Origin of the sequence: Janibacter sp. YB324 (assembly GCF_014217915.1) — a bacterium.
Taxonomy (GTDB): domain Bacteria; phylum Actinomycetota; class Actinomycetes; order Actinomycetales; family Dermatophilaceae; genus Janibacter; species Janibacter indicus.
The window spans coordinates 2,972,868-2,985,668 of the sequence record NZ_CP060120.1 but is presented as its reverse complement, the minus strand read 5'-3'; the positions used below and the strand labels follow the sequence as shown (position 1 = coordinate 2,985,668).

The window sequence follows — 12,801 nt, the reverse complement described above, 5'->3', positions numbered from 1 at the left end:
GGACGCGCATTGCCCTACGGCAATGCAGCGTCGCGGCGAAGCGGGAGGCACGCCAGGGCGAGGGTCGCGGCGGCGGCGCCGAGGGTCAGTCCCATGACGACGTCGCTCACGTAGTGCACCCCGAGGAGGAGTCGGTCGGCGGCCGTCAGGGCGACGGCCGCGAGCGCGAGCAGCGTGGTGCCCCAGCGGACCCAGGCGCGCTCGGCCAGCCGTGCGAGGGAGACGAGCAGGACCGCGCCCAGGGCGATGTTGGTCGCGTGCCCGCTCGGGTAGGACCAGCTGCCGACCTCGGCGAGCGCGACGCTGGGGCGAGGGCGGTCGACGATCTCCTTGCACACCGCACCGAGCGCCCACCCGAGCACGCCCACCGCGACGGTGACGATCGCGGCGCGGAGGGTGAGGCGTCGCCGGGCGACGAGCACCCCGGCCCAGATCGCGACGAGCGGGTGCACGACCCACGGTCCGCTGAGCGCGGCCCACACGTGCGCCGCCGTGCCGAGCCGGTCGTGATCGGCGAGGACCGCGGTGGCCCGGGAGGCGCTCCCTTCGTCGAGCTCGCGCAGCGTCGCGGAGGGGAGGATCGCCCACTCACCCAGCGCCGCGACGAGGAGCATGACGGCGGTCATGGCCGACACCGCAGCGACGACGCGAAGGGGGGAGACGCGGCGGTCGGTCGGCATCCACCGATTGTGCGGCATGCTTGACCCGCCATGTCCGATCTCGTCATCACCTCACCGGCCAACCAACGCCTCAAGGACCTCGTCACCCTGCGTCGTCGCCGGGCCCGTGAGGCCACCGGGACCACCCTCGTCGAGGGTCTCGAGGAGACCACCCTCGCGCTCGACGCCGGGGTCCGGCCGCTCGCCCTCTTCCACTGCCCCGAGCTCATGCTCGACCCGCAGGTCGGTGCCGCGCTCGTCGAGCGCGCCCGCGACCTGGGGGCCGAGATCGTCGAGCTGGGGCGCACCGCCTTCGACAAGGTGGCCTACCGCGAGGGGCCCGACGGGATCCTCGCCAAGGTGCCCGCTCCCGGCCGCCGCCTCGAGGACGTCGAGCTGCCCGACGGCGCGCTCGTCCTGCTGTGCGAGGGCGTGGAGAAGCCGGGCAACCTCGGCGCGATGCTCCGCACCGCTGACGCCGCCGGCGTCGCGCTCGTCCTCTCGGCGGACCCGGTGACCGACTGGGGCAACCCCAACGTCATCCGCTCGAGCAAGGGGACGGTCTTCTCGGTGCCGGTCGCGGCCGCGAGCACCGACGAGGCGTGGGCCTGGCTCGCCGAGCACGGGGTCGAGGTCGTCGCGACCACCCCTGACACCGACGTCGAGCACACCGACGCCGATCTCACCGGCGCGGTCGCCGTCGCCGTCGGCTCCGAGAAGTACGGACTGACCGATGCCGCCCTCGCCCGGGCCCAGCACCGCGTGCGGATCCCCATGGTGGGACAGGCGAACTCGCTCAACGTCGCCACCTCGGCCGCGATCGTCGTCTACGAGGCCGTGCGTCAGCGCCGGACGTCCTGAACCACCCCGATTACGGGGGTGGCCCCGCCCTGTGCCACGATGCCTGCATGCGCGTTGACCACGTCTCCTATGCTGCAGACCAGTCCGGTGTCAAGGCCACGGCCGAGCGCCTCGGCGAGGCCCTGGGCGTCACGCCCGTCGACGGCGGGATCCACCCGCGTTTCGGCACGCGCAACATGATCCTCCCGCTCGCCCACGAGCGCTACGTCGAGATCGTCGAGGTCCTCGACCACCCGAGCTCCGACAAGGCCCCCTTCGGTCAGGTCGTGCGCGCCCGCTCCGAGGCCGGCGGCGGCTGGATGGGCTGGGTCATCCGGGTCGACGAGGAGATCGAGGCCGTCGAGGAGCGCCTCGACCGCAAGGCGGTCGCGGGCAACCGGCGCCTCTCCGACGGCCGCGAGTTCCTGTGGAAGCAGATCGGCATCAAGGGCACCCTCGCCGACCCGCAGCTGCCCTTCTTCGTCAAGTGGGGCGAGGGCTCGCCGCACCCCTCCGAGCAGGCCTCGACCGAGGTGACGATCTCCTCGCTGATGATCGCCGGCGACCAGGCCCGGGTCACCGACTGGCTCGGCGGGCTCCCGCCCGAGGAGACCTCCTCGGTCATCACCTTCGACTTCGTCGCGCCGCACGGCACCCCCGGCCTGATGTCGGTCACCTTCAACACCCCCGGTGGTCCGGTCACCCTCTGACCGCCCTCCCATGGCCCGGCTCGATCGCCTCGGCGAGTTCTTCGCCCTCGACGACGACTGGGTCCGCCCCGGCAGCACCGTCAGCCGCGGTGACGCCCTCTTCACCCTCGCGGTCGTCGCCGCCTCGCTCTTCGTCCTGGAGCTGATGCGCGCGCTCGGCGGGCTCGTCGAGATCGACGCCCCGCGCTGGCAGCAGTGGCTCTACACCGCCGTCCCCGCGCTCTTCCTGCTCACCCGGCGACGCTTCCCCCTCGCCACGGCCATCGGCGCCTCGATCGCCTACTGGGCCATCTCGACGCTCGAGCCGCTCATGGCGAGCCTGCTGTCGACCCAGATCGCCTACTTCCTCGTCATCCTCGGCGGTGTCGCCTGGGCGCGCAGCCGCCGGGCGATGGCAGCGGTCTACGCGGTCGTCCTCTTCCTGATGTTCCTCTGGCTGGTCTGGGGCATCGCCGTCGGCCAGGTCCTCAGCGACATGGTGGAGGCGAGCGACCCCGACGCGTGGATCCCGGCCACCATCGCCGCCCCGCTCATGCTCGGGGTCATCAACATCCTCTACTTCGGCGGGGCCGTCCTCGGCGGGCAGGTCGCCTGGCGCTCCGCACGCCAGCGCGCGCGCCTCGAGCAGCAGACGGTCACGATCCGCGAGCAGACCGAACGCCTGCGCGAGAGCGCCGTCATCGATGAGCGCCTGCGCATCGCCCGCGAGCTGCACGACGTCGTCGCGCACCACGTCTCCGGGATCGGGGTGCAGGCGGCCGCGGCCCGTCGCGTCATGGACCGTGACCCCGAGGCGGCGAAGGGGGCGTTGGCCCGGATCGAGGGCGGCAGCCGCGACGCCGTCACCCAGATGCGTGGGCTCCTCGGCACCCTGCGGATGCGCGAGTCGCCTACCGGCGCAGTCGATCACGCGCCCGAGCCGACCCTCGGGGACATCGCCGAGATGGCGCGGGCCCGCAGCGGGTCGGGTCTGACCGTGGTCCACGAGCTCGTCGAGGCTCGTGAGGGTGACGTCGAGGCCGTGCCGGCCTCGGTGGGGCACTCGCTCTACCGCACCGCCCAGGAGGCGCTGACCAATGTCACGAAGCACTCGACCGCCCGCACCGCCCGCGTGACCGTGCGCGTCGACGCCGAGCACGCCGAGGTCGAGGTCACCGACGACGGGCGGCCGCGCCCCGGGACCTCCGGCACCGGCATGGGCCAGCTCGGCATCCGCGAGCGGGTCCAGTCGCACCACGGGAGCGTCGAGATCGGGCCGCGCCCGCTGGGCGGATATCGCGTCCGGGCGCGGATCCCCCTTCGCTCCGGGGGTGCGTGATGAGCGAGGTGCTGCGCGTGCTGCTCGTCGACGACCAGCCGATCATCCGGTCCGGCTTCGCGATGATGCTCTCGGTCGAGGACGACCTCGAGGTCGTCGGCGAGGCGGCCGACGGGCGCGAGGCCATCGAGCTCGCCCGGGCGCAGCGCCCCGATGTCATCGTCATGGACGTGCAGATGCCCGTCATGGACGGCATCGCCGCGACCCGCGAGATCGTCGCCGAGGAGCTCGGTCGGGTCATCATCCTGACGACCTTCGACGCCGACAGCTATCTCTTCGACGCGCTGCGGGCCGGGGCCAGCGGGTTCCTGCTCAAGAACGCCGAGGCCGAGCAGCTCGTCGAGGCACTGCGTGCCGTCGGCCACGGTCACGCGCTGCTCGCGCCCGAGGTGACCAAGCGGGTCATCGAGCAGATGTCACCGCCGGGAGCCGGCGGGGGAGCGGGTGCGACAGGCACCGGGGCACCCACCGGTGGTGCCCACGCCGAGCTGCTGGCGCACCTGACCGACCGGGAGCTCGACGTGCTGCGGCTCATCGGGGCCGGGCGCTCCAACTCCGAGATCGCCGCCGACCTCGTCATCGGCGCGGCGACGGTCAAGACGCACGTGTCGAGCATCTTCGCCAAGCTCCAGGTGCGGGACCGAGTGGGCGCGGTGATCATCGCCCACGAATCGGGCGTCGTCGGCGGGGGCTGAGGCTCCTCCCCCCGCAGGGGGAGGGCCAAGACCACCCCGGAGACGGATCCCGTGGACTCCCTTCGTCCCTAGCGTTGGGGCCATGGACAGGACATCGCAGACGATCACCGTGGAGGGGCTGACGCGACGGTTCGGTGACTTCACCGCCGTCGACCACATCGACTTCACGGTGCCGCAGGGACAGATGACCGGCTTCGTCGGAGGCAACGGCGCCGGCAAGACGACGACGATGCGCATGATCATGGGCGTCCTCACGATCTCCGAGGGGCGGGTCCTCTGGGGCGACCGGCCGATCACCGCCGCCGACCAGCGCACCATCGGCTACATGCCGGAGGAGCGCGGGCTCTACCCCAAGCAGAAGGTCGCCGATCAGCTGATCTACCTCGGTCAGCTGCGCGGCCTGAGCGCCCGGCGCTCCCGGGAGTCGGTCATGACCCTCCTCGAGCGCCTCGGCCTGGGGGAGCGCACCGACGACACGGTCGAGTCGCTCTCGCTCGGCAACCAGCAGCGGGTGCAGATCGCGGCCGCGCTGATGATCGAGCCGGCCGCGCTGATCCTCGACGAGCCCTTCTCCGGCCTCGACCCCGACGCCGTGGACTCGATGGCCGACCTGCTGCGCGAGCACACGGCACGCGGTGTGCCGGTGCTCTTCTCCAGCCACCAGCTCGACCTCGTCGACCGGCTGTGCGACCAGCTCGTCATCCTCGCCAAGGGGACGGTGCGGGCGACCGGCACCCCGACGCAGCTGCGGGGCGGCGCCCCGCGCCGGCACAAGCTCGTTGCGGTCCGTGACGCCGGCTGGGTCCGTGACCTGTCGGGGGTCACGACCCTCGACGTCGACGGCCCCACGGCCGTCCTCGACCTCACCGGCGACTCCGAGGCCGAGCGCCAGCGGGTGCTCGGCGAGGTCCTCGCCGAGGGGCTGCGCCGTGGTGGCGTCACCGAGCTGACGCCGATCGTGCCGCCGCTGTCCGAGGTCTACCGGGAGGTGACGGCATGAGCACCGCGACGACCTCCCCTTCGCCCACCTCGACCGGATCGGGCGCCGAGTCCACCTCCACCCGCAGCGCCTGGGCCCTCGTCGCCCAGCGTGAGCTGTCGGTGCGGCTGCGGGACAAGACCTTCATCGGGTCGACCCTGCTGTCGCTCGTCATCCTCGTGGCCGTCTTCGGCTTCCAGGCGTGGAATGCCAACAAGGAGGTCACCTACGACCTCGCCGTCACCACCCAGTCGCAGCAGATGGGGGAGTCGATCGTCGCGGCCGCGCCGGACATCGACGACAAGGTGACGATCGAGCTCGTCGAGGTCGACGATGCCCGGGCCGCCCAGGCCGCCGTCATGGACGAGTCCGCCGACGCCTGGCTGCACCCCACCGACGACGGCTGGGAGCTCGTCGGCCGCTCGGAGGTCAGCTCGGGGCTGCGGGACATCGCCACCGAGACGGTGAGCAGCACGGTGCTCGCGGCCAACGCGCAGCAGGCCGGCACCGACGTCGCAACCCTCCAGCAGGGGACCGCCGTCACGACCGACATCCTCGACGGGGACGCGGAGCAACAGGGCATCGCCAAGGCGGTGGGCTTCGGCATGGCGATCCTCTTCTACATGTCGGCGGTGATCTTCGGGATGTACCTCGCGATGAGCGTCACCGAGGAGAAGCAGTCGCGCATCGTCGAGATCATCGCGACGTCGATCCCACTACGACACCTGCTCTTCGGCAAGCTCATCGCGGCCGTCGTGCTCGCGTTGGCCCAGCTGCTGCTCTACGCGGCCGTGGCGGTCATCGGGGTGAGCTTCACCGACTGGGGTGACATGCTGCCGAGCTTCACGAGCGGGCTGGCGTGGTTCGTCCTCTTCTTCATCGCGGGCTTCACGATGATCGCGGCGCTCTACGCGGTGGCTGGCGCGCTCGCCTCGCGACAGGAGGACATCCAGTCCACGTCGATGCCCGTGACGATGCTGCTGATGTTCATGTTCTTCGGCGCGATGTTCGCCACCGGCCGCCTCGCCGAGGTCCTCGCCTGGATCCCGCCCTTCTCCGCGGTGCTCCAGCCGATGCGCCTGGTGTCGGGCGAGGCGCAGTGGTGGGAGGCGGTCATCAGTCTGGGTCTGCTCGCCGCGGCCACCGTCGCCGTCATCCTCGTCGCCGAGCGGATCTACCGCCGGGCGCTGATGCAGACGGGCGGCAAGCTCACCTACAAGGAGGCGTGGAACGCCGAGCTGTGAGCACTCGCCGCCGGCGCCGTACCGCGGCGTGGGCGGCCACGGACTCGATCGGCCGGGCACCTGTCAGGGGTGGTGCCCGGCCGGTCGTCTGCCCTGGCTGGCTGGCTGGGGGAACGGGGAACGGACAGGGGGGAAGGGGGAAGAGCCGGCTGGGTGGCTACGCCGTTGCTCCGTGCTGTGGGTCAGGCTGGATGCGGTCCGGGGGAGGAGACGGAGTTGGGTTGGCATAGTGCTCCGGTCAAGCTGTCAGGTGCCCGTCGTGTGGCGACCCGTACTGTGGAGCAATGGCGTAGGGCTCGGATCGGCCCCGCGGCTCAGTCCGAGATCGCCCGCCGCAGGCGAAGGGAGTTGAGCACGACGAGGATCGAGCTCAGCGCCATCGCGGCGCCGGCGATCATCGGGTTGAGCAGGCCGGCCATCGCCAGCGGGATCGCCAGGATGTTGTAGCCGAAGGCCCACCCGAGGTTTTGCTTGATGACCTGCAGGGTCTCGCGAGACAGCGTGATCGCGCGCGGGACCGACTCGAGGTCGGCGTGCACGAGGACGATGTCGGCCGACTCCATGGCGACGTCGGTGCCGGTGCCCATGGCCATGCCGAGGTCGGCCTTGACGATCGCGGCGGCATCGTTGACCCCGTCACCGACCATCGCGACGACCCGGCCCTGCTCCTGCAGCTCGGCGATGACGTCGTGCTTGTCCTGGGGACGCACGTCGGCGACGACGTGCTCGGGTTCGATGCCGACCTGGGCGGCGATCGTCGTGGCGTTGTGCTCGTTGTCGCCGCTGAGCAGCCAGACCTGCAGCCCCTCGGCGCGCAGCGCACGGATCGCATCGCCGGAGGTCTCGCGGATCTCGTCGGCCACCGTCAGCGCGCCCCGGGCGACGCCGTCCCAACCGACGAAGACCGTCGTGCCCGGGCGCTCGAGTGTCGCCAGCTCGGCCGGCACCTCGTCGAAGAGGTCGGCTCGCCCGACCGTGACCCGCGTGTCCTTGATGGTCGCGACCGCTCCTGCGCCCGGGAGGGCCTCGAAGTCGCGGATCGCCGGGACCTTGATCCCCTTGTCCTGCGCGCGGCGCACGATGGCGCGCGCGATCGGGTGCTCGCTGCCCGACTCGACGGCCGCCGCAGCGGTGAGCACGGCCGCCGGGTGGAGGCCGGGCGAGGCCGCGAGGTCGGTCACCTGGGCGACGCCGGTGGTGATGGTGCCGGTCTTGTCGAGGACGAGGGTGTCGACGCGACGGGTGTCCTCGAGGACCTGTGCCCCCTTGATGAGCACGCCCCGCTGGGCGCCGCGGCTGGTGCCGACGAGCAGCGCCATGGGCGTCGCGAGGCCGAGCGCGCACGGGCAGGCGATGATCAGGACGGTGACGGCGACCCCGAGCGCGGTCGTCGCCGACCCCGAGCCGATCCACCAGCCGGAGAAGGTCAGCAGCGCCAGACCCAGGACGGCCGGGACGAAGTAGGAGGAGACCCGGTCGGCGAGCCGCTGGACCTCGGCCTTGCCGATCTGCGCCTGCTCGACGAGCCGGACGATCTGGGCATAGGTCGTGTCGGCGCCGACGGCGGTCGCCTCCACCACGAGCCGTCCCGAGGTGTTGACCGTGCCGGCGTCGAGGTGGTCACCGGTGCGCACGTCGACCGGCACCGACTCGCCCGTGACGAGCGAGGTGTCGATGGCGCTCGAGCCGTCGACGACGCACCCGTCGGTGGCGACCTTTTCGCCGGGGCGCACGATGAAGTGGTCGCCGACCTGGAGCTCCTCGAGGGGCAGGACGACCTCGGTCGTCGCCCGGCTGCGGGAGTCGATCCGCTGGACGGCCACTCCCTTCGACCCGAGGTCCATGAGCTCGGTGAGGGCGGAGCGGCCCTCGTCCTTGGTCCGGGCCTCGAGCCAGCGCCCGATCAGGAGGAAGGCGGTGATGACCGCGGCCGTCTCGAAGTAGTAGTGCCCGTCGACCCCGGCCCCGGTGAGCAGGGTCACCGTCGACCACAGGTAGGCGGCGCTCACGCCGAGGCTGACGAGGGTGTCCATCGTCGACTGCAGGTGGCGGGCGGCTGAGTAGGCGGCCTTGTGGAAGGGCCACGCGGCCCAGCCGACGACCGGCGTCGTCAGCAGCCACTGGAGCCACGGGCTGGCCGCGGACTCCCACGGACCCATCGCCAGGACGAGGACGACGAAGGCGAGACCACCGGCGACGGCCGCGCGCCGCTGGAGGTCGGCACGCGCGATCGGCGTGTGCGTCGGCGGGGTGAGGCGCGACTCGCCTTCGATGACCGTGGCGCCGTAGCCGCTGGCCTCGACGGTCTTGATGAGCTCGTCCACCGGGAGGTCGGCAGGGTGGGAGACGGTCGCCCGCTCGGTGGCGAGGTTGACCGTGGCCTCGACGCCGTCGATCTTGCCGAGGTTGCGCTCGATCCGGGCGCTGCAGGACGCGCACGTCATGCCGGTGATCGCCAGGTCGACGCTGCGCGAGGTCGCCTCCGGCTCGGCGACGGGATCGGGGGCGGTGGTGGTGCTCATGGGGGTCATTGTCTCGGCTCGGGCGCGGCGGGTCAGGGAGGCGAAGGGGGCGCGTCGCCGCTCAGGAGCGGACGAGGCGGGCGATGGCGGCGCTGGCCTCGGCCACCTTCTCGGCTGCGGCCTCGTCGGACTCCTTCGCGGCGTCGACGACGCAGTGCCCGACGTGGTCCTCGAGCAGGCCCAGGCTCACGGCCTGCAGCGCCTTGGTCGCCGCCGATACCTGGGTGAGGATGTCGATGCAGTAGGTGTCCTCCTCGACCATCCGCGAGATGCCGCGGATCTGCCCCTCGACGCGGCGCAGCCGCTTGAGGTAGTCGTCCTTGCTGCCGCTGTAGCCGGCCATGTGCTCCTCCTGGGGGTCGTGCACTGGCCAACAGGATACCCCCCGGGGGGTATTCCGCCGAAGCCCCTCAGCCGATGAAGCGGAAGAACGGGCTGGCCGGGTCGACCCGCTCGATCGTGAGCGGCGAGGTCTCCGTGCGGGCGAGCAGCGGCAGCAGGTCGCGGGGGTGGCCGAGCTCGAGGCCGACGAGCGCTGGCCCGGTCTCGCGGTTGCTCCGCTTGACGTACTCGAAGTAGGCGATGTCGTCGTCCGGCCCGAGCACCTCGTCGAGGAAGCGCCGCAGCGCGCCCGGCTCCTGCGGGAAGTCGACGAGGAAGTAGTGCTTGCGGCCCTCGTGGATGAGCGCCCGCTCGACGATCTCGGCGTAGCGCGAGACGTCGTTGTTGCCGCCCGAGACGACGGCGACGACGGTCGACCCGGGCGTGATGTCGAGGTCGGCGAGGACCGTGGTCGCCATGGCACCGGCGGGCTCGGCGATGATCCCGTCGGTCTGGTACATCGCGAGCATCTCGACGCAGATGGCGCCCTCGGCGACCGACGTCAGCTCGGTGCCGGTGGCGGCGACGGCCGCGTGGGTCAGGTCACCGGCGCGGCGCACCGCGGCCCCGTCGACGAAGGGGGAGACCGTCTCGAGGTCGACCGGGGCCCCGGCGGCCAAGGCGGCGGCCATCGAGGCGGCGTCCTCGGGCTCGACCCCGACGAGCCGGGTGCTCGAGGAGTGGGCCGCCATCCACGTCGCCATCCCGCCGAGCAGCCCGCCCCCGCCGACGGGCACGGTGACGAGGTCGGGGGTGCGGCCGAGCTGGCGTGCGATCTCGACGGCGACCGTGCCCTGACCGGCCATGGTGTCGAGGGCGTCGAAGGCCGGCACGACGACAGCACCGGACTCCGCAGCGTCTGCCGCGGCTGCGCGTGCTGCGTCGTCGTAGACCTCACCGGTGACGATGACGTCGACCATGTCGCCGCCGAGGGCTGCGACGCGGTCGCGCTTCTGCCGAGGAGTGTTGCGCGGCAGGTAGATCCGGGCCTTGACGCCGAGGCGCTGGCCGGCGAAGGCGACCCCCTGGGCGTGGTTGCCCGCGGAGGCGGCGACGACTCCCTTCGCGCGCTGCTCCTCGCTGAGGTGGGCGATGAGGGTGAAGGCGCCTCGCAACTTGTAGGACCGCACCGGCTGCAGGTCCTCGCGCTTGAGCCAGACGTCGGCGCCGGTCGCGGCCGACAGGCGCTCGCTGCGGTGCAGCGGGGTCGGCGGCAGGACACCGGCGAGCAGGGCTGCCGCCTCGTCGACGGCGGCAGCGGTGAGGAGGGGGGCGGTCACCTGCCCACCGTAGTCGCGCCCGGTCGCCCCGGCCCGGCCCGTCTCACCCGCCCCGTCCACACCGGTGGTCGAGGTGTGAGGAGCTCTGCGACGAGCCTCGAGACCTGGTGCGCGGTCTCGAGGGCCTCGCTGGCGCTCGGCCACCTCGACCCACGGTGGCTGAGGTGCGAGCGCCAGCGAGCTGCGAAGCCCGCTCAGAGGAGGTCGAACTCCCGCAGCTCGTCCTCGGTCATCAGGCGCGACCGGATGAGGAAGCGCACGCCCTCGGGTGCCTCGACCGAGAAGCCGGAACCGCGGCCCGGGACGACGTCGACCGTGAGGTGGGTGTGCTTCCAGTACTCGTACTGCGACACGCTCATCCAGAACTCGATCGGTGTGAAGCCCTCGCCGGTGAGCGTGCCGAGGTTGATGTCGGCCTCGCTGGTCAGGAAGTCCCCCGCCGGGTAGCACATCGGCGCCGAGCCGTCGCAACAACCGCCGCTCTGGTGGAACATCAGCGGGCCGTGGCGCTGCTCGAGCTTCGCGAGCAGTGCTGCTGCCTCGTCGGTGAGGTCGACGCGTGCACCCATGGCGGGGGACTCCCTTCGCTCCGGCTCGATCAGAAGAAGCCGAGCTTGTTCTGGTCGTAGCTGACGAGCAGGTTCTTGGTCTGCTGGTAGTGCTCGAGCATCATCTTGTGGTTCTCGCGGCCGATGCCGGACTGCTTGTAGCCACCGAAGGCGGCGTGGGCCGGGTACTGGTGGTAGCAGTTGGTCCACACGCGCCCGGCCTGGATCCCGCGCCCCATGGCGAAGGTGGTGTGGGCGCTGCGCGACCAGACACCGGCGCCGAGGCCGTAGAGGGTGTCGTTCGCGATGTGCAGTGCCTCGTCCTCGTCGGCGAAGGAGGTCAGCGAGACGACCGGGCCGAAGATCTCCTCCTGGAAGATCCGCATCGAGTTCTTGCCCTCGAAGACCGTCGGCGCGATGTAGTAGCCGCCGGACAGGTCATCGCCGAGGTCGACGGACTCGCCACCGGTGAGCACCTTGGCGCCCTCTTCGCGGCCGATCGCCAGGTAGCTCTTGATCTTCTCGAACTGGTCGTTGCTCGCCTGGGCGCCCATCGTCGTCTCGGTGTCGAGCGGGTTGCCCTGCGTGATCGCCTCGACGCGCTTGACGGCGTCGCCGACGAACTGCTCGTACATGCCCTGCTGCACGAGCGCGCGGGAGGGGCAGGTGCAGATCTCGCCCTGGTTGAGGGCGAACATCGTGAAGCCCTCGAGCGCCTTGTCGTAGAAGGCGTCCTGCTCGGCCGCGACGTCGTCGAAGAAGACGTTGGGCGACTTGCCGCCGAGCTCGAGGGTGACGGGGATGATGTTCTGGCTGGCGTACTGCATGATCAGCCGGCCGGTGGTCGTCTCGCCGGTGAAGGCGATCTTGGCGATGCGGGGACTGGAGGCGAGCGGCTTGCCGGCCTCGACGCCGAAGCCGTTGACGACGTTGAGCACGCCCGGGGGCAGCAGGTCTGCGATGAGCTCGACGACCTTGAGGATCGACCACGGGGTCTGCTCGGCCGGCTTGAGGACGATGCAGTTGCCGGCGGCCAGCGCCGGGGCGATCTTCCACACGCCCATGAGGATCGGGAAGTTCCACGGGATGATCTGGCCGACGACGCCGAGAGGCTCGTGGAAGTGGTACGCCATCGTGTTGTGGTCGATCTCCGAGATGCTGCCTTCCTGGGCACGGATCGCGCCGGCGAAGTAGCGGAAGTGGTCGACCGCGAGCGGGATGTCGGCGGCGAGCGTCTCGCGCACGGCCTTGCCGTTGTCCCAGGTCTCGATGACCGCGATGTCCTCGAGGTTGGCCTCGATGGTGTCGGCGATCTTGAGCAGGATGTTGGAGCGGTCGGTGGTCGAGGTGCGGCCCCACGCGTCCTTGGCGGCGTGCGCGGCGTCCAGCGCCTTGTCGATGTCCTCGGCGGTGCTACGGGCGACCCGGGTGAAGACCTGACCGGTCACCGGGGTGATGTTGTCGAAGTACTCGCCGTTCACCGGGGCGACCCACTCGCCACCGATGAAGTTGTCGTACTGCTCCTTGACCTCGATGGTCGAGTCCGAGCTGCCGGGCGGGCTGTAGACGGCCATGTCTGCCTCCTGGGGTCAATCGACGACGCACCGTTGCGAAGTCGTCCTGAG

At 71.3% G+C, this 12,801-nt stretch carries 12 protein-coding genes; 6 read left to right on the top strand and 6 right to left on the bottom strand.

Going from position 1 to position 12,801, the window contains the following annotated elements:
- Positions 1 to 14: 14 nt before the first annotated feature.
- A complete protein-coding gene (locus tag H7A72_RS14675) occupies positions 15 to 680 on the bottom strand; it encodes a phosphatase PAP2 family protein (protein WP_185220982.1) in 666 nt (221 codons plus the stop codon).
- A 30-nt stretch (positions 681 to 710) separates the two neighbouring features.
- On the opposite strand from H7A72_RS14675, the gene H7A72_RS14670 reads away from it, so the two are divergent.
- The 6 genes from H7A72_RS14670 (at position 711) to H7A72_RS14645 (ending at position 6,445) form a co-directional block, all read left to right on the top strand.
- Positions 711 to 1,520 carry an RNA methyltransferase gene (locus H7A72_RS14670; RefSeq protein ID WP_185220981.1) on the top strand — a complete coding sequence of 270 codons (810 nt, stop codon included), beginning with the start codon at positions 711 to 713 and terminating at the stop codon, positions 1,518 to 1,520.
- Positions 1,521 to 1,567: 47 nt separating this feature from the next.
- Positions 1,568 to 2,209, top strand: coding sequence for a VOC family protein (locus tag H7A72_RS14665; protein WP_185220980.1), 642 nt, complete (start codon positions 1,568 to 1,570; stop codon positions 2,207 to 2,209).
- A 10-nt stretch (positions 2,210 to 2,219) separates the two neighbouring features.
- Positions 2,220 to 3,527 carry a sensor histidine kinase gene (locus H7A72_RS14660; protein ID WP_185220979.1) on the top strand — a complete coding sequence of 436 codons (1,308 nt, stop codon included), beginning with the start codon at positions 2,220 to 2,222 and terminating at the stop codon, positions 3,525 to 3,527.
- Complete coding sequence (locus tag H7A72_RS14655) at positions 3,527 to 4,222, top strand: response regulator transcription factor (RefSeq protein ID WP_185220978.1); 696 nt, start codon at positions 3,527 to 3,529, stop codon at positions 4,220 to 4,222. Before H7A72_RS14660 ends, H7A72_RS14655 begins: the two co-directional genes overlap by 1 nt.
- 82 nt (positions 4,223 to 4,304) lie before the next feature.
- Complete coding sequence (locus tag H7A72_RS14650; protein ID WP_185220977.1) at positions 4,305 to 5,222, top strand: ABC transporter ATP-binding protein; 918 nt, start codon at positions 4,305 to 4,307, stop codon at positions 5,220 to 5,222.
- On the top strand, positions 5,219 to 6,445 hold the full coding sequence (locus H7A72_RS14645) for an ABC transporter permease (protein WP_185220976.1): 1,227 nt from the start codon (positions 5,219 to 5,221) through the stop codon (positions 6,443 to 6,445). Before H7A72_RS14650 ends, H7A72_RS14645 begins: the two co-directional genes overlap by 4 nt.
- 314 nt (positions 6,446 to 6,759) lie before the next feature.
- On the opposite strand, the gene H7A72_RS14640 is transcribed toward H7A72_RS14645, so the two are convergent.
- From H7A72_RS14640 to H7A72_RS14620, 5 genes are all read right to left on the bottom strand, one after another.
- The gene (locus H7A72_RS14640) at positions 6,760 to 8,967 is read right to left on the bottom strand and encodes a cation-translocating P-type ATPase (protein ID WP_223277666.1); all 2,208 of its coding nucleotides are present in this window, start codon (positions 8,965 to 8,967) and stop codon (positions 6,760 to 6,762) included.
- A gap of 61 nt (positions 8,968 to 9,028) precedes the next feature.
- A complete protein-coding gene (locus tag H7A72_RS14635; RefSeq protein WP_072625692.1) occupies positions 9,029 to 9,310 on the bottom strand; it encodes a metal-sensitive transcriptional regulator in 282 nt (93 codons plus the stop codon).
- 67 nt (positions 9,311 to 9,377) lie between these two features.
- Positions 9,378 to 10,628, bottom strand: coding sequence for a threonine ammonia-lyase IlvA (ilvA, locus tag H7A72_RS14630; RefSeq protein WP_185220974.1), 1,251 nt, complete (start codon positions 10,626 to 10,628; stop codon positions 9,378 to 9,380).
- Positions 10,629 to 10,822: 194 nt separating this feature from the next.
- Positions 10,823 to 11,197 carry a DUF779 domain-containing protein gene (locus H7A72_RS14625; protein ID WP_072625691.1) on the bottom strand — a complete coding sequence of 125 codons (375 nt, stop codon included), beginning with the start codon at positions 11,195 to 11,197 and terminating at the stop codon, positions 10,823 to 10,825.
- Between the two features lie 29 nt (positions 11,198 to 11,226).
- Positions 11,227 to 12,750 carry an aldehyde dehydrogenase family protein gene (locus tag H7A72_RS14620; protein ID WP_185220973.1) on the bottom strand — a complete coding sequence of 508 codons (1,524 nt, stop codon included), beginning with the start codon at positions 12,748 to 12,750 and terminating at the stop codon, positions 11,227 to 11,229.
- Positions 12,751 to 12,801: the final 51 nt, after the last annotated feature.

What these genes read in the sequence shown, in the direction of transcription:
- H7A72_RS14675 (WP_185220982.1), bottom strand. Translation starts at nt 680, where the DNA reads ATGCCGACCGACCGCCGCGTCTCCCCCCTTCGCGTCGTCGCTGCGGTG.
- H7A72_RS14650 (WP_185220977.1), top strand. Translation starts at nt 4,305, where the DNA reads ATGGACAGGACATCGCAGACGATCACCGTGGAGGGGCTGACGCGACGG.
- H7A72_RS14665 (WP_185220980.1), top strand. Translation starts at nt 1,568, where the DNA reads ATGCGCGTTGACCACGTCTCCTATGCTGCAGACCAGTCCGGTGTCAAG.
- H7A72_RS14645 (WP_185220976.1), top strand. Translation starts at nt 5,219, where the DNA reads ATGAGCACCGCGACGACCTCCCCTTCGCCCACCTCGACCGGATCGGGC.
- H7A72_RS14620 (WP_185220973.1), bottom strand. Translation starts at nt 12,750, where the DNA reads ATGGCCGTCTACAGCCCGCCCGGCAGCTCGGACTCGACCATCGAGGTC.
- H7A72_RS14635 (WP_072625692.1), bottom strand. Translation starts at nt 9,310, where the DNA reads ATGGCCGGCTACAGCGGCAGCAAGGACGACTACCTCAAGCGGCTGCGC.
- H7A72_RS14640 (WP_223277666.1), bottom strand. Translation starts at nt 8,967, where the DNA reads ATGAGCACCACCACCGCCCCCGATCCCGTCGCCGAGCCGGAGGCGACC.
- H7A72_RS14670 (WP_185220981.1), top strand. Translation starts at nt 711, where the DNA reads ATGTCCGATCTCGTCATCACCTCACCGGCCAACCAACGCCTCAAGGAC.
- H7A72_RS14625 (WP_072625691.1), bottom strand. Translation starts at nt 11,197, where the DNA reads ATGGGTGCACGCGTCGACCTCACCGACGAGGCAGCAGCACTGCTCGCG.
- H7A72_RS14660 (WP_185220979.1), top strand. Translation starts at nt 2,220, where the DNA reads ATGGCCCGGCTCGATCGCCTCGGCGAGTTCTTCGCCCTCGACGACGAC.
- H7A72_RS14655 (WP_185220978.1), top strand. Translation starts at nt 3,527, where the DNA reads ATGAGCGAGGTGCTGCGCGTGCTGCTCGTCGACGACCAGCCGATCATC.